Source organism: Mycolicibacter senuensis, from assembly GCF_002101885.1.
Lineage (GTDB): Bacteria > Actinomycetota > Actinomycetes > Mycobacteriales > Mycobacteriaceae > Mycobacterium > Mycobacterium senuense.
Genome location: NZ_LQPS01000043.1, coordinates 402,300 through 425,763 on the forward strand (window position 1 = coordinate 402,300; position 23,464 = coordinate 425,763).

Genomic DNA, 23,464 nt, shown 5'->3' on the forward strand with positions numbered 1-23,464 from the left:
TCACCTAACCCTTCGCGGTCAACCCGCGCGTCTGCCGCGCACCGCGGCGCCTTCGATCTACCTAGACGTATCCAAGAGTATTCAAGCAGTTAACCGCCGTGCTGTACCGGCAACTCGGCGGCGACCGGGCGGATCCGCGGCCGGCGGGTATTCTTGCGCGGTTGAGGGAGGGGCCATGTCGACAGGAAATGTCATCGCGGCGCTGCTCGCGCTGTGCGCCGCGCTGGCGTCCGCGATCGGCGATGTGATCCGCCAGCGGTCCGCCCAGGAGATCACCGACCAGCAGGTCGGGCACCTACAGCTGTTCTGGTTGTCGCTGCGCGACGCGCGCTGGTGGGGCGGCGGGGCCGCGGCGGTGGCCAACTACGCGCTGCAGGCGTTGGCGTTGGCGGTGGGTTCGGTGATCCTGGTGACCGGTCTGCAGGTGACCGCGCTGTTGTTCGCATTACCGATGTACGCCTGGTTGACCCATCGCCGGGTCACCAATTGGGAGTGGATGTGGGCGGTGCTGCTGGCCGCGGCGCTGGCGGTGGTGGTGATCGTCGGCGACCCGACCGAGGGCAAGCAGCATGCGCCGGCGCGGACCTGGATCACGGTGTCGGTGGTGGTGGTCACGTTGTTGCTGGCCTGCGTGGTGGCTGCCCGCCGACTCCGGGGCCGGCCGGCCGCCGCGGTGCTGCTGGCCGTGGTGGCCGGTACCTCGCTGGCGGTGTTCGCGTTGCTGACGAAAGTGCTCGTGGAGCTGATCAAAGCCGAGGGTCTGGAAGACGCGCTGGAGTCGCCCGTGGTGGTGCCCTGGCTGGCCGCGACGTTGGCCGGGATGATCTTCCAGCAATCGGCGTTCCGGGCCGGCGCCTTGACGGCATCGATGCCGACGATGATCGTGGCCAAACCCCTGGTGGCCAGTGCGCTGGGCGTGCTGCTGCTCAACGAGCACATTCAGGCCGGCGGGGTCGAGGACGCCGCGGTGATCATCGGGGTGGTGCTGATCATCATCGCGACGGCGGCCTTGGCCCGGGGCGAGGCCGCCACCATCGTCGCTGATGCCGGAGGCGCAGACCGGGAATCACCGGTGGCGTCACCGACGAGCTAGCCGGGGTCTCGTGCTGGGACCGATCGCGATCATGCCGTCGGCGCCGGTTTCGGTGCCCGAACTGGCCGGTAGTGCCCCCGAGGCCACCGAACTGCGGGCCGCGGCGCTGGCCGCCGCCGAGGTGCTGCCGCCGCGCTGGGTGGCCCTGGGCGCCGGAGCCGAGGGAGTATTCGGGCCCGACAGTGCCGGCGGTTTCGCGGGATTCGGCGCCGACGTCACCGTGCGCCTGTCGCCGGGCGCCGAGCGGCGGGCCGACCTGCCGTTATGTGCCCTGGTCGCCGGCTGGGTGCGCGGGCAGCTGCGGCCGGACGCCGACGTGGTGGTGCACGCCGTCGCCGAACCCGCGACCGCGCTGACCGCCGGCCGACGGCTGCGTGCCGAGATCGAGCAGTCACCGGAGCCGATCGGGGTGCTGGTGCTGGCCGACGGGGCCAACACCTTGACCGCGGCGGCCCCGGGCGGACATCACCCCGCCGACGTCGAGATCCAGCGTGCCCTCGACGACGCGCTGGCCGGCGGCGACGTCGCCGCCCTGACGGCGTTGCCACCGCAGGTCGTGGGTCGGGCGGCGTTCGCGGCGCTGGCCGGCCTGGTCGGGCGCCGGCCGCGTACCGCCACCCAGCTCTATCGCGACGCCCCCTACGGGGTGGGCTACTTCGTCGGGGTCTGGGAGCCGTGAGGCCGATCGCGGTCGTCGGGCCGACCGGTACCGGCAAGTCGCAGCTCGCGCTGGATTTGGCCGATGGCCTGGGAAAGTCGGGGGGATCAGCTGAAGTTGTCAACGCCGACGCCATGCAGCTCTACCGCGGCATGGACATCGGCACCGCCAAGCTGTCGCCGGGGGAGCGACGCGGCATCCCGCACCACCGGCTCGACGTCCTCGACGTCACCGAGACCGCGACGGTCGCCCGCTACCAGCAGGACGCCGCCGCGGACGTCGAGGCGATCATGAACCGCGGCGCGGTGCCGATCATCGTCGGGGGATCGATGCTCTACCTGCAGGCGCTGCTCGACGACTGGTCCTTTCCGGCCACCGATCCGGCGGTGCGGGCCCGCTACGAGCAGCGGCTGGCCGACCTCGGCGTGGCGGTGCTGCATGCCGAGCTGGCCGTCGCCGACCCGGCGGCGGCAGCGGCGATCCTGCCCACCGACGGCAGGCGCATCGTGCGGGCGCTGGAAGTCGTGGAGCTGACCGGCCGGCCGTTCGCCGCCTCCGCGCCCACCATCGGCGCCCCCCGCTGGGACACCGCGATCATCGGATTGGACTGCGACACCGCACTTCTCGACGAACGGCTGGCCGCCCGGACCGAGACGATGTTCGCCCGCGGCCTGGTCGCGGAGGTGGTGGGGCTGCTGGGGGCCGGGTTGCGCGACGGGGTCACCGCCGCCCGGGCGCTGGGCTATGCCCAGGTGATCGCGGACCTCGACGCGGGCGGCGACGGTTCCGGCGCCCGCGAGCCGACCTTCATCGGCACCCGCCGCTACGTGCGCCGGCAGCGGTCCTGGTTCCGTCGCGACCACCGCATCGAATGGTTGGACAGCGCCGCCGGCGGACTGCTCGACGCGGCACTGGCCGCGTGGCGGCACGTATCCTGAGCACATGCTTTTCGCCAAGGGCCACGGCACCCAGAACGACTTCGTCGTGTTGCCGGACCTGGGGGTGGAACTGGACCTGACGGCCGCCGCGGTGAGCGCGTTGTGCGACCGCCGCCGCGGCCTGGGCGCCGACGGAGTGTTGCGCGTGACCACGGCCGGGGCCGCGGCCGCCGCAGGCGTGCTCGACAAGTTGCCCGAGGGGGTGTCGGCCGGCGACTGGTTCATGGACTACCGCAACGCCGACGGCTCGGTGGCCGAGATGTGCGGCAACGGAGTCCGGGTCTTCGCCCACTACCTGCGGGCGGCCGGCCTGGAAACCCGCGACGAGTTCGTCGTCGGTTCGCTGGCCGGGCCGCGGCCGATCGCCGTGCATCACACCGACGACGTGCGCGCCGAGGTCACCGTCGACATGGGCAAGGCCAATACGCTGGGCCCGGGCGAGGCGGTGGTCGGCGGCCGGCGATTCGCCGGGCTGGCCGTCGACGTCGGCAATCCGCATCTGGCGTGCGTGGATCCGGCACTGTCGGTCGCCGGGCTGGCCGCCCTGGACGTGGCCGCACCGGTCAGTTTCGACCGCGGGCAGTTCCCGAACGGGGTGAACGTCGAAGTGCTGACCGCCGCGCGTGACGGCGCGGTGTCGATGCGCGTGCACGAGCGTGGGGTCGGTGAGACTCGCTCGTGCGGCACCGGCACGGTGGCCGCGGCGGTGGCCGCGCTCGCCGACGCCGGCGCGTCGACCGGCACGCTGCGGGTCGACATCCCGGGCGGGCAGGTCCGCGTCACCGTCACCGAGGCCACCAGCTATCTGCGAGGCCCATCGGAGCTGGTGGCCCGCGGCGACATCGCGGCGGGCTGGTGGTCGGCGCAGTGAGTCATCCCGAGCTTCCCAGCACCGGTGAACTTGCCCTCGACGACCGCTCGGCGCTGCGCCGGGTCGTGGGGCTGTCCACCGAACTCGCCGACGTCTCCGAGGTCGAATACCGCCAACTGCGCCTCGAACGGGTGGTGCTGGTCGGGGTGTGGACCGAGGGCAGTGCCGCCGAGGCCGACGCCAGCATGGTGGAGTTGGCGGCGCTGGCCGAGACCGCCGGCTCGCAGGTGCTCGAGGCACTGATCCAGCGCCGCGACCGGCCCGACCCGTCGACCTACATCGGCTCCGGCAAGGCCGTCGAGCTACGTGAGGTGGTGTTGGCCACCGGCGCCGACACCGTCATCTGTGACGGTGAGCTGTCCCCGGCACAGCTGACCGCGCTGGAGAAAGCGGTCAAGGTCAAGGTGATCGACCGCACCGCGCTGATCCTGGACATCTTCGCCCAGCACGCCACCAGCGCCGAGGGTAAAGCGCAGGTGGCGCTGGCGCAGATGCAGTACATGCTGCCCCGGCTGCGCGGCTGGGGCGAGTCGATGTCGCGGCAGGCCGGCGGCCGGGCCGGCGGCAGCGGCGGCGGGGTGGGGCTGCGCGGCCCCGGTGAGACCAAGATCGAGACCGACCGGCGACGGATCCGGGAGCGAATGGCCAAGTTACGCCGCGAGATCAAGGCGATGAAGCAGGTGCGCGACACCCAGCGCAGCAGGCGCCTGCACAGTGCCGTTCCCTCCGTTGCGATCGTGGGCTACACCAACGCCGGCAAGTCCAGTCTGCTCAACGCGCTGACCGGCGCCGGGGTGCTGGTGCAGGACGCGCTGTTCGCCACGCTGGAACCCACTACGCGCCGTGGGTATTTCGAGGACGACAGGCCGTTCGTGCTCACCGACACCGTCGGATTCGTACGGCATCTGCCCACCCAGTTGGTGGAGGCGTTCCGGTCCACGCTGGAGGAGGTCGCCGACGCCGACCTGTTGCTGCATGTGGTCGACGGCGCCGATCCCGCGCCGCTGGCCCAGATCAGCGCGGTGCGTCAGGTGATCTCCGAGGTGGTCGCCGAGCGGGACGCCAAGCCGGCTCCGGAACTGTTGGTGGTCAACAAGATCGACGCCGCCGGGGACCTGGCACTGGCCCAGTTGCGTCGAGCGCTGCCGGACGCGGTGTTCGTCTCCGCGCACACCGGCGACGGTATCGAGGCGCTGCGCCGCCGGATGGGGCAGCTGGTGGCGCCGGTGGACACCGCGGTGGATGTGGTCATCCCTTACGAACGTGGCGATTTGGTGGCTCGGGTACATGAACAGGGCCGGGTCACCCAAGCCGAGCACGGCGAGGGCGGCACCCGCATCCGGGCGCGGGTGCCGGCGGCGCTGGCGGCCAGCCTGGCCGAGTTCGCCGCGATTTAGCATCGGGTCACCGGTGCGATAGGCTGCTGTCCACGCGTCGTGGAACGCCTACTCACCGCCTTCGCGGCCGACAGTGCCGAATCAGCTGGCGTGCGAAGCTCTTCTCGCGGCGATCGCTATTGCCAACGGGCAATCTCGCCAACCCCCGTGTTGCAGACAGATCGGTGCCGTCGTGGTGCCCCTGCGTCACGGCCGATGCCGGAAAGGCATGTCATGACCATCGATTCATTCGCCGAACTCGGCGTGTCCACCGCTCTTGCCGGGGTGCTCGCCGACCGCGGCATCACCGAGCCGTTCCCCATTCAGGTCGCAACCCTGCCCGACAGCCTGGCCGGCCGTGACGTGCTCGGTCGCGGCAAGACCGGCAGCGGTAAGACATTGGCGTTCTCGCTGCCGCTGGTGGCGAGGCTGACCGGCGAGAAGCGTCATCGCGCACGGCCGAGCGGCCTGGTGCTGGCGCCCACCCGGGAACTGGCCACCCAGATCGCCGCGACGTTGGAACCGCTGGCGGCCGCCGCCGGGCTGAAGGTCACCACCGTGTTCGGCGGCGTATCGCAGAACCGGCAGGTGGCCGCCCTCAACGCGGGTGTCGACATCGTGGTGGCCTGCCCGGGCCGGCTCGAGGACCTGATGACGCAGCGGCTGATCACGCTGGACGCGGTGCGGATCAGCGTGCTCGATGAGGCCGACCACATGGCGGACCTGGGCTTTCTGCCCGGGGTAACCCGCATCCTGGCCGCCACCGCCGAAACCGGTCAGCGACTGTTGTTCTCGGCGACGCTCGACAACGGCGTGGACAAGCTGGTGCGGCGCTTCCTGCGCAATCCGGTCTCGCACTCGGTCGACGAACTCGACGCGCCGCCGCCGGCGATGACCCACCATGTCTTCCATGTCGCCGGAGCACAGGACAAGAAGGACTTGGTGCAGCTGCTGGCGTCGGGCACCGGGCGGCGAATCCTGTTCTTGCGCACCAAGCATCAGGCCCGCAAGCTGGCCCGGCAGCTGACCGAGTCCGGCGTTCCCTCGGTCGACCTGCACGGCAATCTGTCCCAGCCGGCCCGCGAACGCAATCTCGCCGCCTTCACCGGTGGCGATGTCCGCGTCCTGGTGGCCACTGACATCGCCGCGCGCGGCGTTCACGTCGACGAGGTCGAACTGGTGGTGCATGTCGACCCGCCCGCCGAGCACAAGGCCTACCTGCACCGTTCCGGCCGCACGGCGCGGGCCGGCAGCGCCGGTGACGTCGTCACGGTGGTGCTGCCCGAGCAGCGCCGCGAGACCCAGGTGTTACTGCGCAGGGCCGGTATCACGGTTGCCCCGCAACAGGTGGCGGCCGACTCCGCGCCGGTGCGCGCGCTGGTGGGGGAGATCGCGCCGCTGCGGGTGCTCCCGCCGCCGACAACCGCGCCGCCGGCTCGCGCCAAGGCCGCCGCTGCCCGGACCGGCCGCCCGGGAGCTCCCCGGCGGCGCCGTCGCAGCGACGGCGCCGCCCACCAGCAGGCTCCGCAGGCCGCCGCCCGGCGCCGGCAGCGGGGCACCGCCCGGCGAGCGGCGAGGTAGCGGCCTTCGGCAAGGACCGGGCCACGACTTCGCCCAACCATCCGGTTGGTCTATTGTCGTCGGAAAGTTTCCGTCGATCCCGGAGGTCAGGCGATGAGCGCCGCAGTCAAGTACCAGCGAACCCTGTTCGAGCCCGAGCACGAGCTGTTCCGGGAGTCCTACCGGGCGTTTCTGGACCGCCACGTCGCGCCGCACCACGAGGAGTGGGAGAAGGCCAAGATCGTCGACCGCTCGGTGTGGCTCGAGGCCGGCAAGCAGGGCTTTCTGGGCATGGCGGTGCCGGAGGAGTACGGCGGCGGCGGCAACCCGGACTTCCGTTACAACACCATCATCACCGAGGAGACCACCGCCGGCCGGTACAGCGGCATCGGCTTCAGCCTGCACAACGACGTCTGCGCCCCCTACCTGCTGGAGCTGTGCAACGAGGAGCAGAAGCAGCGCTGGCTGCCCAAGTTCTGCACCGGCGAACTGATCACCGCTATCGCGATGACCGAGCCGGGCACCGGCAGTGACCTGCAGGGCATCAAGACCCGCGCGGTCCGCCAGGGCGACCACTACGTGCTCAACGGCTCCAAGACCTTCATCACCAACGGCATCCACTCCGACCTGGTGATCGTGGTCGCCCAGACCGACGCTGAAAAAGGGGCTCAAGGGTTCAGTTTATTGGTGGTGGAACGCGGCATGGCGGGCTTCGAGCGCGGACGCCACCTGGACAAGATCGGACTGGACGCCCAGGACACCGCCGAGCTGTCGTTCACCGACGTGCACGTGCCGGTGGAGAACCTGCTGGGTCAGGAGGGGATGGGCTTCATCTACCTGATGCAGAACCTGCCGCAGGAGCGGATCTCGATCGCGATCATGGCCGCCGCGGCGATGGAGGCCACGTTGGAGCAGACGATCACCTACACCAAGGAGCGCAAGGCGTTCGGTAAGCCGATCGGCAGCTTCCAGAACAGCCGGTTCCTGCTCGCCGAGCTGGCCACCGAGTCCACCGTGGTGCGGATGATGGTCGACGAGTTCATCCGCCTGCACCTGGACAAGGAGCTGACGGTGGAACAGGCCGCGATGGCCAAGTGGTACAGCACCGAGAAGCAGGTGCACCTGATCGACCGGTGCCTGCAACTGCACGGCGGCTACGGCTACATGCGCGAATACCCGATCGCCCGGGCCTACCTGGACGCGCGGGTGCAGACCATCTACGGCGGCACCACCGAGATCATGAAGGAGATCATCGGTCGGAGTCTGGGCGTTTGATTCCGGCTGGCGAGGCCCTGACCTGCGTGTTCAGTCGCGATCAGAGCCTCGTCGTCACCGTGCGGGTTGGCAACTTTTCGGCATCGGGTGGGTATCTGTTTCCGCAATATCGATGACTTTGCTTCGCAATACGGGTCGATTGCGGGAAGGTTTATGCCGGAAACAATTGCGTCGATTGCGGTGCCTGGGAGGGCTGGTGACTAGTCGGAGAGATCGGTTCGGCAAGACGGCGGTGCGCATGGCGCTCTGCCTCGCGGCGACGGTCACCGTGCTGTTGTCGATGCAGACCGCGGCGGCAACGCCCGACAGCGAAGCTCACGACGCCATCACGGCGGCATGGCAGGCGGCCGGGGGTGACGGTTCGCCGCTGGGCCCGCCCAAGGGTGACGTGCACCCGGCCGGTGCCGGGTTCGCGCAGGACTTCGCCGGGGGCACGGTCTTCTTCACGCCGGAGACCGGGGCCAAAGCGCTGTATGGCGCGATCCTCGAGAAGTACGAGTCGATGGGTGGGGCGGCGACCGGCGGCCTTGGTTTCCCCAGCAGCGATGAGGTGCCGGGCCTGGTGCCCGACAGCCGGGTGGCCATCTTGTCCGGCGCCGACAACCCGGTCATCTACTGGACGGCCGAGCACGGCGCCCACGTGGTGCGTGGCCCGATGAACGCCGCCTGGGACAAGCTGGGCAGCTCCACCGGCGCGCTCGGGGTGCCGGTCGACGACGAGAACTACGACGGCGCGGTGGTGTCCCAGAGGTTCAGCGCCGGCGCACTGTCCTTCGACGGCGCGGCCAGAACGTTCACCACGGTGCCCCCGGAGTTGGCGGCCCAGCTGGCCGATCTGCAGGTTCAGCTCGACCCGACCGCGGCCATCGACCACGCGTGGCGCGCCGCCGGCGGCGCATCGGGTTCGCTCGGGGCCAAGCAGGGCGACCAGTACGTGATCGGCAGCGACGGCGCGGGCCAGGATTTCGATCGGGGCAAGATCTACTTCTCGCCGGCCACCGGGGCCGACGCGCTGGAAGGCGACGTCCTGGCCAAATACGAGTCGCTGGGCGGTCCGGCCGGCAGCGATCTGGGCTTCCCGATCACCGGCACGGCCGACGGTGCCATCGCCGGCAGCAAGTTCGCATCGTTCGCCGCCGACGACGACCCGGTGATCTTCTTCAGCCCCGACAACGGCGCCTTCGTGGTTCGCAGCGCGATGAAGGCCGCCTGGGACAAGCTCGACGGCGCCTCAGGACAGCTCGGCGCCCCGGTGGGCGACCAGACCGTCGACGGGGACCTGGTCTCGCAGAAGTTCACCGGCGGGACCGTGTCGTGGAACCAGGCGAACAACGCCTTCAGCACCGAACCGGCCGATCTGGCGCCAGCGCTGTCGGGCCTGCAGATCCCCGGGATGAACCTGCCGGACGGCAGCACGGTGGCCACCCCCCGCACCGGCACGGAGACGCACTGGAACTGGTTGTGGGTGCTGATCCCGGTCGCGGTGCTGGCGGTGCTGGGGGCGCTGGCGGGCGCGGCGATGTGGTGGCAGCGGCGCCGGCCGGCTCCGACGCCCGCACGGCCGCCGGTCGCGGTGCCCGCGCCGGTCAGCGACGACTACGACGACGATGAAGAGCAGTGGGCGCACCACGAACAGCCGGACCACGAGGGCACCGTCCGGCTGCCGAGCCGCTACGGCAGCTCGTCGTCGTTCGGTGCGACACCCGAGGCCGAGGTGCCCGGTCAGCCGCTGCCGGAGGCGCCCTGGCTGCGCTACAGCGAAGGCGACGCCGGCCTGCACGACGAAGCCGAGCTCGACGACGATGACGACGCCGACACCGCGCCGACCCGGGTGGTGACCGAGGACGACCTGGGAACCGGACGGCACGCGGTGGGACACGCGGCGTCGGGCACGGAGTCGGGCGCGTTCGGCTCCGCGGCGCAACCGCGTGGCTTCGGCTCGGGTCAGCGCAGCTTCGGTGCCGGGGAGTCGGCGCACCCGGTGATGCACCTGCCGCTGGACGACCCCTACCAGCAACCGGACGGCTACCCGATCAAGGCGAACATCGGCTCGGGGCTCTACTACACGCCGCAGAACGCGCTGTATGACGACACCCTCGCCGAGATCTGGTTCGCCACCGAGGAGGCGGCCCGGCTCAACGGGTTCACCAAGGCCGGCTGATCACCGCAGCGGCAGTGGTGTGTGCCGTTCACCGTCGGTGCGGGGCCCGAAGATCCGTCGTTGATCTTCGCTGATGGCGATGTCGTCGATGCTGGACTCGCGGCGGCTCATCCGGCCGTCGTCGGCGAACTCCCACAGTTCGTTGCCGTAACTGCGCCACCACTGGCCGGTCGCGTCACGGCTCTCGTACTGGTAGCGCACCGCGATCCGGTTGCCGTGGTGGCACCACAGCTCCTTGCGCAGGGCGTAGTCGCGTTCACGGGCCCACTTGCGCCGTAGGAACGCGACGATCTCGGCACGCCCGGTGAGAAACTCGTCGCGGTTACGCCATACCGAGTCGTCGGTGTAGGCCTGCGTCACCCGTTCGGGGTCCCGGCTGTTCCAGGCGTCTTCGGCGGCTTGGACCTTACGGACCGCCGACTCGGCATCGAAAGGTGGACACGGGCCGAACATGGCGACCTCCCTTGGTGATTCCCTACGGCGTCAGCCGTGCCAGTGCTTCGGCTGCCGGAACGATGTCATGGATTCGGCGGCTGGTCTCGCCGGCGTAGAGCGCGGACCGGTCGACGACGGCCGGGTCCATGCCGGCCAAGGGCAACCCCGGGGTGTAGAGCGGCACGGCCCTCCGCTGCGCGGCCAGGACCGTCCCCAGCGCGCCCACCGGGATCAGCCGTCCCAGTGGCGCTCCGATCCGGTTGAATGCCCGCACCGCGGGCGGGCCGAGTTCGTCTCGCGCACACCAGCGTTCGGTGAGGGCATTCGGAACGACCCGGTGGGCCAGCGGCCAGCCCAGCCCGAACAGCATCGTGCGGATGGTGCGCTGCGCGTTCAGCACCTTCTGTTTGTAGCCGGTATGGGCGCGCGACTCCTCGGTGAGCAGAAAGCGGGTTCCGGCCACCGCCCCGGCGGCCCCGGCGGCCAGCAGGGCGCGGACGTCGTCGGCGTCGGCGACCCCGCCGGCGGCCAGCACCGGGGCGCCGTCCGCGGCGTCGAGCACCTCGGCCAACGTCACGGTGAGCGGTCGGTCGGCCACCAGGTGGCCGCCGGCCTCGACGCCCTGCGCCACCAGACCGTCAGCGCCGGCAGCCAGTGCCCGGCGGGTCTGGGCGACGTCACCGGCGGTGCACAGCACCGGGATTCGCGCGGTCCGCAGCGCGGCGATCCAGCGGGCGGGAGCGCCGTCGTGAAACACCACCAGGGCGGCGCCGGCCGCGATGCAGGCGTCGATGTGGGCCCGGCGGACGAACGGCACCAGCAGATTGGCGGCCACCGGGCGCCCACCGGCCAGTTCCACGGCGCGGCGCAGCTCGATAGCGAAGCTGCGCGGATCGCTCAGCCCGACGGTGCCCAGGCCGCCGGCCGCCGACACCGCGGCCGCCAGCTCCGCGCCTGCCACCCCGCCGCCCATTCCGGCCTGCATGACAGGGGCGCTCAGTCCCAGCGCCTCCAGCAGGCTCACCGGTACCCGCGCCCCGGTGCTCGGACGGTGACACAGCACCGCCGCTCGGACGGGGTCAGCTTGGCCCGCCGCGGCGGTTCGCCGGCGCCTTCCAGCATGCCCTCGATCAGTTGCAGGTTCAGACCGCACACCGCTTCGGTGTAGCGGCGTGCCAGTAGTTCGAACGGGCAGTTGCGCAGTTCGATGTCGTCGGCGTCGTTGACCACCGGCTCGTAGCCGAACTCCCGGAGGGCCTCGAAGACGCCGTGTTCGGCCGCCCCGGCCCGGCCGGCCCGGCGTGCCGCCGCCGAGATCGCCGGGCGCACCGTCCCGGCGTGGTCATCGGCCATGGCGGTGACCAGCAGGTCGGCCAGCAGCCGGTAGTTGCGGGGCGGCACGCTCACCGACAGCTCGTCCCGGGTGCGCGCGTAGCGCTTGGCAGGGCGCCCGGCGCCGGGCCCGGAGCGGCCGGCGGGCCGCGCGTAGCTCACCGACAGGATCCCCGCTTCGGCCAGTTTGTCGAGGTGATAGGCGGCCAGGGTGCGGCTGATCCCGGCGGCGGTGGCGGCCTGCTCGCGGGCCACCGGTTCGTCGCACGACGCGACGTAGTGATACAGGCGCTGCCGTACCGGGTCGTCCAGACTGCTCAACCCGGTCAGCGGATCCGGGCCGCCGCGGTGAGAGGAGCTCATCGACCCAATGTAACACCAAAAATAATTGACAAATAGGGTCGGACGCCGCCAATCTGAACGCAACGATGACTGTCGATAGGGGGATCGAGATGTCGGTAGCCGTCTACGCCGACCTGCGAGCCGTCGATCGGCCGGTGCCCGACCTCGAGGCCGCCGAGCGGGCCGCCGCGGCACTGCTGCACGCGCTGGGCATCTCGACCGCCGGTGACGCGCTTCGGGACACGCCACGCCGGATGGCGCGGGCCTACGCCGAGATGTTCACCCCGACGCCCTTCGAAGCCACCACCTTCCCGAACGAGGAGGGCTACGACGAGCTGGTGCTGGTCCGCGACATCCCGTTCCGGTCGGTCTGCGAGCACCATCTGTTGCCGTTCACCGGCACCGCCTGTGTCGGCTACCTGCCCGGTGACCGGATCCTGGGCCTGTCCAAGCTGGCCCGGGTGGTCGACTACGTCGCGTGCCGGCCGCAGGTGCAGGAACGGCTCACCAAGCAGGTGGCCGACTGGCTCACCGAGCATCTGCAGCCGCGTGCCGTCGGGGTGGTGATCCGCGCCGAGCACACCTGCATGACGTTGCGCGGTGTGCGGGCCAGCGGGTCCACGACCGTCACCTCGACCCTGTCGGGCGCGCTGCGAACCGATGCATGTTCGCGCCGGGAGTTCTTCGCCCTGGCCGGCATCGGCGACACCCGCTAGCCGGCGAATCGCCCTGTCAGACCTTGCGGATGACGGTGACGACCTTGCCCAGCACCACTGCGTCGTTGCCGGGGATCGGGTCGAAAACCGGGTTGTGCGGCATCAGCCAGACCTGACCGCCGGTGCGTTTGAAGGTCTTGACGGTGGCCTCGCCGTCGATCATCGCGGCCACGATGTCGCCGTTGTCGGCGACGTTCTGCTGGCGTACCACCACCCAGTCGCCGTCGCAGATCGCGGCGTCCACCATCGACTCACCGACCACCTTGAGCAGGAACAGCTCGCCTTCGCCCACCAACTCGCGGGGGAGCGGGAAGACGTCCTCGACCGCCTCCTCGGCCAGGATCGGACCACCGGCCGCGATCCGGCCGAGCACCGGAACGAACGTGGGCTCGGGCAGCGCATCCGACCCGGCGACATCGCTCCGCGGCGCTGCGTGGGAGCCGGCCGACTCCTCGGGGCCGCGGATGTCGACGGCGCGGGGCCGATTGGGATCACGGCGCAGATAGCCCTTGCGCTCGAGCGTGCGCAACTGGTGGGCCACCGAGGACGTCGAGGTCAGGCCGACGGCGTCGCCGATCTCGCGGATGCTCGGCGGGTAGCCCCGCTCGCTCACCGAGGCGCGGATGACGTTCAGAATGGTGCGCTGGCGGGCGGTAAGCGTTGAGTCGGGCGCTGGCGCGGTCTTGCTGCTGTCGCTCATAGGGGCGAATCTAGTCGTCTTCCCGACATTAATCAAACATGTGTTCGAGGTGTGTCGGGCGCACGTTCGAACGGCCGGCCACCTGTCGGACTGCTTCGCTAATGTTTTCGACAACGAATCGATCACATGTTCGGATATCGAACATACAATCGATTAGGATTCGAACAGTCGAGCGAACAGGGTCGCCGACGCCGAGTGAGGGAGAACCGCACATGATGCTCATCGACACGTTCGCTCCGACGTTCGACCCGGCCGAGCGCGCACCGGTCGGGCCGCGGCGCCGCCCCGTCACGTCAGGGCGGGCGCACGCGGTTCACACCCGCCCCGCGCGGGTGGTGCGGTCGCGGCCGGACGGCGCGCCGCTGTCGCATAGCGGCACCGGTGTGCTGATGTCGCGTGCAGCGCACCGTCCCCGGCCCACCAAACCGATCACGCCTGCGACGACCGTGGTGCTCGCCCTGATCGCTGCGGGAATCACGGTGTGGCTCGGCCTCATCGCCCAGTTCGGCGCGACGATGGCCGAAGGCGGGTCCGCGGTCCCCGGCGAGCTGGGTGTGGTGCGGGTGCAGAGCGGCGAGACCCTGCAGCACCTGGCGGTCCGGGTCGCGCCCGACGCGCCGACCAGTCAGGTCGTCGACCGGATCCGCGAGCTCAACAGCCTCGAGTCGGCGGCGCTGGATGCCGGCCAGACGCTGATCGCGCCGATCGGCTGAGCGGCCGTCGATGTCTGCCCGGTCGCGGCCGGCGGCCAGCACGGCGCGCCGCCCGGTAGTCGCGCAGGTACGCTCACAGTTGTCCCAGTGGCCGGAGTCGCCTCAACGCTTGCAGGTGCCCGGCTCTCGGCACGGCGAAGGAGCGGCCATGCATTGCCCGTTTTGTCGCCATCCAGACTCCCGGGTGGTGGATTCCCGCGAAACCGACGAAGGCCAGGCCATCCGCCGCCGTCGGTCCTGCCCGGAATGCGGGCGGCGCTTCTCCACCGTAGAGACCGCGGTGCTGGCCGTGGTCAAACGCAGCGGTGTGACCGAGCCGTTCAGTCGCGAGAAGGTGATCAGCGGGGTGCGCCGGGCATGTCAGGGCCGCCAGGTGGACGACGACGCACTGAATCTGCTGGCCCAGCAGGTAGAGGACGCGGTGCGGGCGGCGGGTTCGCCGGAGATCCCCAGTCACGAGGTGGGACTGGCGATTCTGGGTCCGCTGCGCGAACTCGATGAAGTGGCCTACCTGCGCTTCGCCTCGGTGTACCGCTCGTTTTCGTCGGCGGCTGACTTCGAGCGGGAGATCGAAGCGCTGCGCGAGCACCGCGAGGTGCCCACCACCGGTTGAGGCTCGCGGCGCCGCAGTGCGCACTACGCTGGCCACATGGCACCCGAGCTGCACCCGAACCTTGTGGAGCTGGCACCGCTGCTGGGCACCTGGTCCGGCCGGGGCCGCGGCGTGTATCCCACCATCGCCTCGTTCGACTATCTCGAAGAGGTGGTCTTCTCCCAGGTCGGCAAACCGTTTCTGGTCTACGGTCAGAAGACCAGGTCAGCGGTCGACGGGCTGCCGCTGCACGCTGAAACCGGCTATCTCCGGGTGCCGCAGCCGGGCCGGATCGAGTGGGTGCTGGCGCACCCGAGCGGGATCACCGAGATCGAAGTTGGCAGCTACACCGTGAGCGCGAACGGGATCGAACTCGAGATGACGGCACCGACGATCGGGCTGGCTCCCACCGCCAAGGAGGTGACGGCGCTGAGCCGCCACTACCGACTCACAGGCGACGAATTGTCCTACACCCTGGCCATGGGAGCTGTCGGCCAGCCGGCGCAGAACCATCTCACCGCCGCACTGCGGCGAACGGGATAGGCCCCCTGTCAGGGGGCGCCGTCGTCGCCGCGGTCCTTCCTGGCCTCCTGGGCCAGGAACCGTTCGAACTCGGCGCCGAGTTCGTCGGCGCTGGGCAGATCCTCGTCGCGGGCCAGCAGTGAGCGGTTCTCCTGGGCGGCGATGAAGGCGTCGTACTGGCGTTCCAGTGCGGTCACCACTTGTGCCACCTCGGTGCTCGCCTCGACCTGCTCGTCGATCTTGGCCCGGATGTCGGCCGCGGACCGACTGAGTTCGGACAGCGGCAGCTGCAACGAGCCGGTCTGGGCCGCCTGCCTCAGCAGTGCCTCGGCGGCCTCCGGGTAGTCGGTCTGTGACACATAGTGCGGCACGTGCACGGTGAACCCGACCACCTCGTGGCCGTGCTGGGACATCCGGTACTCCAACAGGTTGGACGCACTGCCCGGGACCTGCACCTCGGTGATCCACGGAGTGAAGTCGGCGATCAGCTCACGCTTGTTGGAGTGCGCCGTCAGCGTCACCGGGCGGGTGTGCGGGACCGCCATCGGGATGGTGCCCAGCCCGATGGTCCGCCGCACGCCGAGTCGCTCGGCCAGCAACCGGACCGCGGTGATGAACCGCTCCCACTTGAGGTCCGGTTCCATGCCGGCCAGCAGCAGAAACGGCGTCCCCGCGCTGTCACGCAACGCGTACAGGCTCAGCTCGGGTTCGGCGTAGTGGGTGAAGTGGTCGGTCTTGAACGTCATCACCGGCCGGCGGGACCGGTAGTCGAGCAGGTCGTCGATGGCAAACGACGCCACCAGTTCACTGTCGAGGGCGGTCTTGAGGTGGCCGGTTGCCAGCCGGATCGCATGGCCGGCGTCGGAGAAACCCTCCAACGCGTGGATCAGGACCGGGCCCGCGCCGTCCGGCGAGGTCAGCTGCGGTGCCGGAACCTCCAACTCGTACATGCCGCCCTGCTGGGCCTGGTAGTGCCGGTCCCGGTCGGAGCCGGTGTCCGGATGCTCGGCCATTGCCTTCGCCTCCTCGTCGTGCGGATCTCGATGCGGATCGCGCTGTTCATTTTCCCCCACGTCGGGCCGCACCGGAAAACGATGCGCGGATGTCATGGAAAACGCACCGTCGCCCCGGCCCCATTCCCCGACGGGATCGGAGTTCGCTAAACGAGGAATTCCCGCCTCGGCGGCTGCGCACACCCCCAGCGGCAGTCGGCTCACAGTTGCCGGTTCATCCACAATGCGGCCGTCGACGCCGAGTGGGCGCGCCCCGATGACGGTGGGTGTCGTCAACGTTGCTGCCATGACGACCAAGCAACCCGAATTCACCCTGAATCGTCCCGCAGCGCTGATCGCGGCGCTGCCGGCCATCCTCGGCTTCGTGCCGGAGAAATCCTTGATCCTGGTGTCGGTCGACGGCGGCGAGTTGGGCTCGGTGCTGCGGGTCGACCTGTCCGAGAACACCGGCGACACCGTCGGCCACCTCGCCGATGTCGCGGCGGCCGCCGCCCCGGCCGGGGCCATCGTGGTGATCGTCGACGCGGCAGGCGCGTGCTGCCCGATCTGCAACGACGAGCACCGCCGACTGGTCGACACCCTGGCGCAGGAGTTGTCGCGCAACGACATCGCGCTGCTCGCCGCGCACGTCGTGGACCGGGTGGCGCACGGCGGGCGCTGGCACTGCGTCGACGGCTGCGGCGCGGGCGGCCCGGTCGATGACCCGGCGGCCTCTCCGCTGGCCGCTGCCGCGGTGTTGGAGGGCCGGCGGCTCTACCGGCGTCGGGCGGATCTGCAGGCGGTGATCACCCCCGACGACGCGAAGCGCAGTGCCGCGGTGGCAGTGCTGATCGACGATGATGCGGCAGACCGGGCGGCCGCGGACCAAGCCGACGGGCGTGGCCGGGCCCGCCGTGACGTCGAGCAGATGCTGGAGGCGGTCGCCGCGCTGGCCGCCGGCCGAGAGCCGAGCGAACCGGAGCTGGCCCGGCTGGGTTGCTCGCTGACCGACGTGCTGGTCCGGGACACGCTGTGCGCATTGGCGATCAGCGAGCACGCCGCCGACGCGGAGACACTGTGGTCGATACTGGCCCGCACGCTGCCCGAGCCGTGGCGGGCCGACGCGCTGGTGCTGCTGGCGTTCAGCGCCTATGCGCGCGGTGACGGACCGCTGGCCGGGGTATCGCTGGAGGCCGCATTGCGCTGCACGCCGGACCATCGGATGGCGGGTCTGCTCGACACGGCGCTGCAGTCGGGCTTGCGGCCGGACCGGATCCGCGGGCTGGCCGACACCGGTTACCGGCTGGCCGGCCGGCTCGGGGTGGTGCTGCCGCAGCGGCAGGGTTTCGGTCGACGGGCCGGCTGATCCCGGCGGTTCAGCGAGGTTCGACGGAGGAGAAGCGACGCTGGGACCGCCGCATGAGCCCGCCCGGTCAGACCTTCTGGACCTTGACAGCGTGCGCCATCGCATACGGCAGGCTGACATCGGTGTGACCGGGCATGACGATCGTCACGCCGTCCTCCACGTCGGCCTCGACGGTCACCCGGGCATTCGGCACCACACCGGCTTCCTTCAGCCGGGTGATCAAGTCGATGTCACCCTGCACATGTTCGGTGAGCTGGCGCACCACCACGGCCACCGGCGAGCCGGCCGGCAGCTCGGTCAACCGCACCAGGTCGGTCTCCCGCGCCCCGCCCTCCGAGCCGAAACCGAGGTCCAGCAGACCGGGGATCGGGTTGCCGAACGGTGAGGTCGTCGGGTTCTCGAGCACCTTGACCAGACGGCGCTCGACGTCCTCGCTCATCACGTGCTCCCAACGGCAGGCCTCGGCGTGCACCTCCTCCAGCGGCAGCCCGATGATGTCGACCAGCAGTCGCTCGGCCAGCCGGTGCTTGCGCATCACCGAGACCGCCAGGGCACGGCCCTTCTCGGTGAGTTCGAGGTGACGGTCACCGGCCACCCGCAGCAGGCCGTCGCGTTCCATCCGGGACACCGTCTGGCTGACGGTCGGGCCACTTTGCTCCAGCCGCTCGGCGATCCGAGCACGCAGCGGGGTGACACCCTCTTCCTCAAGGTCATAGATCGTCCTGAGGTACATCTCGGTGGTATCAACCAACTCATTCATGTGGCACCTTCCCGTCGCCGTGAGTCTACTTGGCGGTCCGCCGCCTGGTCAGCGCCATCGATAGCTGACCGGCCCGAGGGCTACGCGGCTGCGCCGGGCCACCGCAACGGTGTGCGGTGGCCCGGCGCAGAGGTGGTGTCAGCTGGCGTATGAACGCAATCGATCGGCGCGTTCGCCGTGCCGCAGCTTGGTCATCACCTCACGCTCGATCTGGCGGACCCGCTCGCGGGACAGGCCGAACAACTTGCCGATCTGATCCAGGGTGCGGGGCTGTCCATCATCGAGGCCGAACCGCAGTCGGATCACCTGGTGCTCACGTTCGTCCAGGGTCGCCAGCACACTGCGGATGTCGGTGTGCAGCAGTTCGGAGATCACCGCGTTCTCCGCCGACATCGCCTCGGAGTCCTCGATGAAGTCGCCCAGCGGCGCCTCCTCGTCGGAGCCCACCGGCATGTCCAGGCTCACCGGGTCGCGGCTGTGCTCCAGCAGGTCGTTGATCTTCTCCGCCGGGATGCCGGATTCGGCGGCGAGCTCCTCGTCGGTGGCCTCACGGCCGAGCTGCTGGTGCATCTCGCGCTTGATCCTGGCCAGCTTGTTGACCTGCTCGACCAGGTGCACCGGAAGCCGGATGGTGCGGCTCTGGTCGGCCATACCGCGGGTGATGGCCTGGCGGATCCACCAGGTCGCGTAGGTGGAGAACTTGAATCCCTTGGCGTAGTCGAACTTCTCCATCGCGCGGATCAGCCCCAGGTTGCCTTCCTGGATCAGGTCCAGCAACGGCATGCCACGTCCGGTGTAACGCTTGGCCAGCGAGACCACCAGACGCAGGTTGGCCTCCAGCAGATGCCGACGGGCGGCCTCGCCGTCGCGGACCACGGTGGCCAGCTCGCGTTTGCGCTTCTCGCCGAAGCGCTTGCGGGTCTCCAGCAGGTGCTTCGCGTACAGCCCGGCCTCGATGCGTTTGGCGAGTTCCACCTCGTCGGCGGCGTTGAGCAGTGCGGTCTTGCCGATACCGTTGAGGTACACCCGCACCAGATCTGCGGCTGGACTCTGCGAATCCAGATCGCCGTCGATCCGACTGATGGTGGCATCTGCCTTTGCCATTACGGCCTCCCGTTGATCGGCTTCAGCTGTCACACGTGTCAACGTCCGACACGGGTGCAGAGTTCCCGCCCGATCGCTTTTCCACACCACTTGACGTGCGGGAATACGCCGATGACTTTGAGAATGTGCTAAGAACCGGTACCTTGCGGCGGTTCGCCGGCCGCGTCGTCGCCCGCCTGCCCCGCCTCGAACCCCGGCTCGCGGCCGGCCGATCCGGCCCCCGGCGATCGCGGATGTTCCAGCTCGCGGTGCGGCGCGGTGGGGAACAGCGGCGTGCGCGTGGGGGCGGCGTCGTAGCGCCGCGGCTCATCGGCGCGGCGGGGCGGACGGTCGTTGGCGATCAGCACCGCCATCCACGGCAGCGGTATCGAGCCCACCAGGATCGCCAGGGAGATCCAGCCGTTGTGCCAGATGCCGTAGGCGACCGCGGCCAGGATGAGTGCCGGAACCCGGAACGCCATGAGCGTCAGGTACTTGCGTACCCGCTCACGGTGCTGCTGTTCGAAGGACGGGGCGGCCGCGGTGATGAGCACCGGCCGACCGTCGTCGTCGAAACCCAGCTCGGGGCCGTGCTTCATCACTCCACTGTCGCACACCCACCCGCCTCAAAGCACGAGGGGTTTTCACATCCGTTGAGTTCCGGGCACAATGGGGCGATGGGCATACAGACCGACACGCTCGAGCGCACCGACGCCGAGGAACGCGTCGATGACGGGACCGGTGACGACACCCCCAAGCACTTCCACTACGTCAAGAAGGACAAGATCGCCGAGAGCGCGGTCATGGGCACCCACGTGGTGGCGCTGTGCGGAGAGGTTTTCCCGGTGACCAAGTCGGCGAAGCCGGGCTCGCCGGTCTGCCCGGACTGCAAGCGGATCTACGCCACCCTCAAGAAGACCTGACCGGCTCCTTCACCGGCTTGTCGCCGGGGTCGCCTCGGCCCGACCGGGACACCAGCCAGATGCGCAGTTGACGCAGATGGGTTGCCTCCGCCGGCCATTCCTCCTGAATGGCGGCGTTCAGCTCGGCGCCCAGCATGATGGCGAAACCGAGCAAAAACGCGAACAGCAGGAACGCGATCGGCGTCGCCAGCGCACCGTAGGTGTAGCCGGTGCTGGTGATGTAGCGCAGGTAGACCCGCAATCCCAAGGTGGCCACGACGAACACCGTGGTGGCCAGCAACGCCCCGATCACCAGGCGGTGTGACGGCAGCGGTTTGGGCAGCGAGACCCGATAGAGCACCGTCACCGCCACCAGCAGTCCCAGCACCAGCATGGGGTAGTAGCCGAACCGCAGCAGATCGGTCCACCGCGCGGGCAGGTGCTCGGCGATCGCGTGCGGGCCCAGCGCGGCGAACGGCGCCCCGGCGACCGCGATCACCAGCATCGCCACATACAGGCCCAGCGCGAAGAACCGCTGCCGCACCGGATGCCGTAGCGGGGTCTGATCGTGCGCCTCGACCACCGAGTCGACGAAGGCCGAGATCGCCGAGGAGCCGGCCCACAACGAAATCACGAAACCCAGCGAGACCACCTCACCGCGCGCGTTGGTGACGATGTCGCGCACCGTGGGTTCGATGATCTCGGCCACCACGTTCTGCGAAAAGAAACTGCTGGCCATCCCGATCAGCCGGTCCTGGATGGTCGCCAGCGTGTCCGGGCCGAACCACGGCGCCACATACGACAGGCTGCCCAGCATGCCGAGCAGCAGCGGTGGCAGCGACAGCACCGACCAGAAACCGGCCTGCGCCGACTCGGCGAAGATCGAATCGTCCCAGCTCTTCGCCAGGGTGCGGCGTGCGATGCGCAGCAGGTGATGCCGGGAAGGTTTGGGGATCTGGTCAGCCATGACCAGCCCAGCATTCCTGACGAATGGTGCTACCGCCCAATTCCCTCCGTCGGGCGTGTTGCGCGCGGATGCGGGGCTGCGTCGGTTAGTCCTCGGCGGGGGCGCTGACTTGCAGCACGGCGGCCAACTCGACCAGCTTGGCCTCGTGCTCGTTGGCGTGGTGCTGGCAGAACAGCAGCTCGGCTCCGGAGGGCAGCGTGGCTCGCACTCGGGCGGCGGCACCGCACCGGTCGCATCGATCAGCCCGAGTGAGTTCGGGGCTGGTCAGAGTCGCGTTCATGGGCTCCTCCGTTCTCGCGGGTCTGTCAAGTGTGTCAGACGCTCGGGCGTTCGGCGTTGTTCCCCGCTTCGGCTGTGTCGTGTCTCACCCTGCGCGGGCATTGGGGCAGGATCGGGGGCGATGGAACACGCCGACATTCTGGTACATCTGTGCGGCGCCCGGGATTGGGCGGCGGCGCAGGCGGCCGGTGCGCTGCGACCGGAGTCACTGGACGGTGTGGGCTTCGTGCACCTGTCGACCCCGCAGCAGGTGCACCTGCCCGCCAACCGGCTCTACCGGGGGCGCACCGATCTGGTGTTGCTGCAGGTGGACCCGGCAAAGGTGGCGTCGCCGGTGCGCTGGGAGCCGGGCGTGCCCGGGGATCCCGAGGCGATGTTGTTCCCGCACCTGTACGGGCCGTTGCCCGTCGACGCGGTGATCGGTGTCAGGGCGTATCGGCCCGGCCCGGACGGTGCGTTCGGGCCGGCGGGTTGAGCTGGAAAGGGGTGGTGGGCTTGGCCGCCGACGCCCGGGTGAGTTCGCTACGGGCGAACGTGGTTTGAGCCTTGTTGATCAGCGCGGCGGGCACCCGCGGCCAAGCGGCGGCCACGGCGTTCAGCGCGGAGATCACCGCCGGATCCAAGCGGGCCTCGGCCGGAACGCGGTGACCGTGGCGCTCCGCGCGATTGAGCAGCGCGGCGAAGGTCTGGGCGTCGCCATCGGTCGGCATGGTCCGCGATACTACCGGCGGGATCGGCGACCGGGCATCAAACCGGGACGGCCACGATGATCGACATCGGGGCGGCAGTGGGAACCACCCGCTGCAACCGGAATCCCGCCCGGGACAGCAACTCGGCGTATTCGCGCCGGGTGCGTTCCCGACCGCCTGCGGCCGTCAGCATCTCCAGGTCGAGCAGCAGGCCCAGATGGGCGGGCGCGCCCTCGGGCAACACCATCTCCAGCAGCAGCAGGGTGCCGCCCGGGGCGATGGCGCTGCGGACATTGCGCAGAATCGCGCACGAACGCTCGTCGTCCCAGTCGTGGATGATCGCCTTGAGCAGATAGGTGTCACCGCCGTCGGGCACCGATTCGAAGAACGATCCACCGGAGACCTCGCAGCGCGACGTCACTCCTGCGGCCGCCAGGGTGGCGTCAGCGCCGGCCACCACCGCGGGCTGGTCGAACAGCACGCCGCGGGCACCGGGCGCGGCGCGCAGCACCGCGGCCAATAGCGCACCGTGACCGCCGCCCACGTCGACGATCAGCTTGCTGGCGCTGAAATCATATGCCGGAACCGCGCTTTCGATCGCCACGGCGGACGCCCCGGTCATCGCGTCATTGAAGACCTGCGCCAGTTCGGAGTCGGTGTCCAGGTAGGAGAAGAACGACATCCCGCGCACCTTGTCGACCGCGGTCTCGCCGGTGCGCACCGAGTGCTCCAGGTGCGACCAGTGTTCCCGGTGCGCGGGGTCGCCGATGAACGCGATCATCGGCGCCACGCTGGCCGGATCATCGGAGACCAGGGCGCGCCCGATGCGGGTCAGCGCGAAGCGGCCGTCCCGGCGCAGTTTGAGCACCGACTGACTGGCCAGCGCACGCATCAGCCGGTAGGTGGCAGCGGGGTCGGTACCGACCCGCCGGGCGGTCTCGTCGGCGGTCAGCGGGCCGGTTCGGAGCACATCGGGGATTCCCAGCCGCACCGCGACGTGCATCGCCTGGGCCAGCCATGCCCCGAAGCCGAGTTCCATGACGGCGACCCCGGCGGGCACCGTCGCCTGGCGCAGTCGCTGCAGGCCGCTGCGCAACGCGGTGAGGGCGGCCAGCAGTGCCGCCGGTGGGGGTTTTGCCACA

27 protein-coding genes are annotated in these 23,464 nt (G+C 69.9%); 15 read left to right on the plus strand and 12 right to left on the minus strand.

The annotated features are described in order from the left end of the window. The first annotated feature begins 175 nt into the window (after window positions 1-175). The 8 genes from AWC24_RS16275 to AWC24_RS16305 all read left to right on the plus strand — a co-directional run bounded on the left by AWC24_RS16275 (window position 176) and on the right by AWC24_RS16305 (window position 9,932). The gene (locus AWC24_RS16275; protein ID WP_109560508.1) at window positions 176-1,093 is read left to right on the plus strand and encodes a DMT family transporter; all 918 of its coding nucleotides are present in this window, start codon (window positions 176-178) and stop codon (window positions 1,091-1,093) included. Between the two features lie 10 nt (window positions 1,094-1,103). Then, the gene (locus AWC24_RS21885) at window positions 1,104-1,772 is read left to right on the plus strand and encodes a class III extradiol ring-cleavage dioxygenase family protein (protein ID WP_109560509.1); all 669 of its coding nucleotides are present in this window, start codon (window positions 1,104-1,106) and stop codon (window positions 1,770-1,772) included. Continuing rightward, complete coding sequence (gene miaA / locus AWC24_RS16280) at window positions 1,769-2,689, plus strand: tRNA (adenosine(37)-N6)-dimethylallyltransferase MiaA (RefSeq protein ID WP_085086651.1); 921 nt, start codon at window positions 1,769-1,771, stop codon at window positions 2,687-2,689. Before AWC24_RS21885 ends, miaA begins: the two co-directional genes overlap by 4 nt. A 4-nt stretch (window positions 2,690-2,693) precedes the next feature. After that, entirely contained in the window at window positions 2,694-3,560 is an 867-nt protein-coding gene (dapF, locus tag AWC24_RS16285) for a diaminopimelate epimerase (protein WP_085086653.1), read from the plus strand. Continuing rightward, window positions 3,557-4,957, plus strand: a complete 1,401-nt coding sequence (gene hflX / locus AWC24_RS16290) for a GTPase HflX (RefSeq protein WP_085087133.1) — start codon at window positions 3,557-3,559, stop codon at window positions 4,955-4,957. The genes dapF and hflX overlap by 4 nt, the downstream gene beginning before the upstream one ends. A 213-nt stretch (window positions 4,958-5,170) precedes the next feature. Next, window positions 5,171-6,517: a DEAD/DEAH box helicase gene (locus AWC24_RS16295; protein ID WP_085086655.1), complete on the plus strand. Its 1,347-nt coding sequence runs from the start codon at window positions 5,171-5,173 to the stop codon at window positions 6,515-6,517. Between the two features lie 93 nt (window positions 6,518-6,610). Further along, on the plus strand, window positions 6,611-7,771 hold the full coding sequence (locus AWC24_RS16300; RefSeq protein ID WP_085086658.1) for an acyl-CoA dehydrogenase family protein: 1,161 nt from the start codon (window positions 6,611-6,613) through the stop codon (window positions 7,769-7,771). Between the two features lie 196 nt (window positions 7,772-7,967). After that, window positions 7,968-9,932 carry an LGFP repeat-containing protein gene (locus AWC24_RS16305; RefSeq protein ID WP_407663416.1) on the plus strand — a complete coding sequence of 655 codons (1,965 nt, stop codon included), beginning with the start codon at window positions 7,968-7,970 and terminating at the stop codon, window positions 9,930-9,932. On the opposite strand, the gene AWC24_RS16310 is transcribed toward AWC24_RS16305, so the two are convergent. From AWC24_RS16310 to AWC24_RS16320, 3 genes are read right to left on the minus strand one after another with little or no spacing between them, the layout of a single operon-like run. Next, window positions 9,933-10,385, minus strand: coding sequence for a nuclear transport factor 2 family protein (locus AWC24_RS16310; protein WP_085086663.1), 453 nt, complete (start codon window positions 10,383-10,385; stop codon window positions 9,933-9,935). It abuts the gene before it with no gap. A 22-nt stretch (window positions 10,386-10,407) separates the two neighbouring features. Beyond that, on the minus strand, window positions 10,408-11,391 hold the full coding sequence (locus tag AWC24_RS16315) for an NAD(P)H-dependent flavin oxidoreductase (protein ID WP_085086665.1): 984 nt from the start codon (window positions 11,389-11,391) through the stop codon (window positions 10,408-10,410). Next, a complete protein-coding gene (locus AWC24_RS16320) occupies window positions 11,388-12,062 on the minus strand; it encodes a helix-turn-helix transcriptional regulator (RefSeq protein WP_085086668.1) in 675 nt (224 codons plus the stop codon). Before AWC24_RS16320 ends, AWC24_RS16315 begins: the two co-directional genes overlap by 4 nt. 89 nt (window positions 12,063-12,151) lie before the next feature. On the opposite strand from AWC24_RS16320, the gene folE reads away from it, so the two are divergent. Next, window positions 12,152-12,757 carry a GTP cyclohydrolase I FolE gene (folE, locus tag AWC24_RS16325; protein ID WP_085086670.1) on the plus strand — a complete coding sequence of 202 codons (606 nt, stop codon included), beginning with the start codon at window positions 12,152-12,154 and terminating at the stop codon, window positions 12,755-12,757. Window positions 12,758-12,773: 16 nt separating this feature from the next. Here the strand turns inward: folE and lexA are convergent, their stop codons facing one another. Continuing rightward, a complete protein-coding gene (gene lexA / locus AWC24_RS16330) occupies window positions 12,774-13,457 on the minus strand; it encodes a transcriptional repressor LexA (protein ID WP_085086672.1) in 684 nt (227 codons plus the stop codon). Between the two features lie 212 nt (window positions 13,458-13,669). Here lexA and AWC24_RS16335 point away from each other — a divergent pair, with 212 nt between their 5' ends. The 3 genes from AWC24_RS16335 (at window position 13,670) to AWC24_RS16345 (ending at window position 15,305) form a co-directional block, all read left to right on the plus strand. After that, window positions 13,670-14,170 carry a LysM peptidoglycan-binding domain-containing protein gene (locus tag AWC24_RS16335; RefSeq protein ID WP_085086675.1) on the plus strand — a complete coding sequence of 167 codons (501 nt, stop codon included), beginning with the start codon at window positions 13,670-13,672 and terminating at the stop codon, window positions 14,168-14,170. A gap of 148 nt (window positions 14,171-14,318) precedes the next feature. Then, window positions 14,319-14,783 carry a transcriptional regulator NrdR gene (nrdR, locus tag AWC24_RS16340; RefSeq protein WP_085086676.1) on the plus strand — a complete coding sequence of 155 codons (465 nt, stop codon included), beginning with the start codon at window positions 14,319-14,321 and terminating at the stop codon, window positions 14,781-14,783. 36 nt (window positions 14,784-14,819) lie between these two features. Further along, window positions 14,820-15,305: a peroxynitrite isomerase gene (locus AWC24_RS16345; RefSeq protein ID WP_085086678.1), complete on the plus strand. Its 486-nt coding sequence runs from the start codon at window positions 14,820-14,822 to the stop codon at window positions 15,303-15,305. A gap of 8 nt (window positions 15,306-15,313) precedes the next feature. On the opposite strand, the gene AWC24_RS16350 is transcribed toward AWC24_RS16345, so the two are convergent. Then, window positions 15,314-16,297, minus strand: a complete 984-nt coding sequence (locus tag AWC24_RS16350) for a proteasome assembly chaperone family protein (protein ID WP_085087135.1) — start codon at window positions 16,295-16,297, stop codon at window positions 15,314-15,316. Window positions 16,298-16,583: 286 nt separating this feature from the next. Here AWC24_RS16350 and AWC24_RS16355 point away from each other — a divergent pair, with 286 nt between their 5' ends. Then, window positions 16,584-17,642, plus strand: coding sequence for a DUF4192 domain-containing protein (locus AWC24_RS16355; protein ID WP_085087137.1), 1,059 nt, complete (start codon window positions 16,584-16,586; stop codon window positions 17,640-17,642). A gap of 67 nt (window positions 17,643-17,709) precedes the next feature. Here the strand turns inward: AWC24_RS16355 and AWC24_RS16360 are convergent, their stop codons facing one another. The 3 genes from AWC24_RS16360 to AWC24_RS16370 all read right to left on the minus strand — a co-directional run bounded on the left by AWC24_RS16360 (window position 17,710) and on the right by AWC24_RS16370 (window position 20,102). Then, window positions 17,710-18,402 (minus strand): iron-dependent transcriptional repressor DtxR, encoded by a 693-nt coding sequence (locus tag AWC24_RS16360; RefSeq protein WP_085086680.1) that lies wholly within the window; start codon window positions 18,400-18,402, stop codon window positions 17,710-17,712. A gap of 138 nt (window positions 18,403-18,540) precedes the next feature. Then, the gene (locus AWC24_RS16365) at window positions 18,541-19,506 is read right to left on the minus strand and encodes a sigma-70 family RNA polymerase sigma factor (protein WP_085086682.1); all 966 of its coding nucleotides are present in this window, start codon (window positions 19,504-19,506) and stop codon (window positions 18,541-18,543) included. 128 nt (window positions 19,507-19,634) lie between these two features. Next, a complete protein-coding gene (locus tag AWC24_RS16370) occupies window positions 19,635-20,102 on the minus strand; it encodes a DUF3099 domain-containing protein (protein WP_085086684.1) in 468 nt (155 codons plus the stop codon). Window positions 20,103-20,168: 66 nt separating this feature from the next. On the opposite strand from AWC24_RS16370, the gene AWC24_RS16375 reads away from it, so the two are divergent. Further along, window positions 20,169-20,408, plus strand: a complete 240-nt coding sequence (locus AWC24_RS16375) for a DUF3039 domain-containing protein (RefSeq protein ID WP_085087139.1) — start codon at window positions 20,169-20,171, stop codon at window positions 20,406-20,408. Here the strand turns inward: AWC24_RS16375 and AWC24_RS16380 are convergent. Together AWC24_RS16380 and AWC24_RS16385 are read right to left on the minus strand one after the other, a co-directional pair. Beyond that, a complete protein-coding gene (locus AWC24_RS16380) occupies window positions 20,395-21,354 on the minus strand; it encodes a YihY/virulence factor BrkB family protein (RefSeq protein ID WP_085086686.1) in 960 nt (319 codons plus the stop codon). The genes AWC24_RS16375 and AWC24_RS16380 overlap by 14 nt on opposite strands. Window positions 21,355-21,439: 85 nt before the next feature. Beyond that, window positions 21,440-21,634 (minus strand): DUF7455 domain-containing protein, encoded by a 195-nt coding sequence (locus AWC24_RS16385; protein ID WP_085086688.1) that lies wholly within the window; start codon window positions 21,632-21,634, stop codon window positions 21,440-21,442. A 120-nt stretch (window positions 21,635-21,754) separates the two neighbouring features. On the opposite strand from AWC24_RS16385, the gene AWC24_RS16390 reads away from it, so the two are divergent. Beyond that, complete coding sequence (locus AWC24_RS16390; RefSeq protein WP_085086690.1) at window positions 21,755-22,108, plus strand: DUF952 domain-containing protein; 354 nt, start codon at window positions 21,755-21,757, stop codon at window positions 22,106-22,108. On the opposite strand, the gene AWC24_RS16395 is transcribed toward AWC24_RS16390, so the two are convergent. Together AWC24_RS16395 and AWC24_RS16400 are read right to left on the minus strand one after the other, a co-directional pair. Then, window positions 22,059-22,343, minus strand: coding sequence for a hypothetical protein (locus AWC24_RS16395; protein ID WP_085086692.1), 285 nt, complete (start codon window positions 22,341-22,343; stop codon window positions 22,059-22,061). The genes AWC24_RS16390 and AWC24_RS16395 overlap by 50 nt on opposite strands. A gap of 37 nt (window positions 22,344-22,380) precedes the next feature. Continuing rightward, window positions 22,381-23,463: a methyltransferase gene (locus AWC24_RS16400; RefSeq protein WP_085086694.1), complete on the minus strand. Its 1,083-nt coding sequence runs from the start codon at window positions 23,461-23,463 to the stop codon at window positions 22,381-22,383. Window position 23,464: the final 1 nt, after the last annotated feature.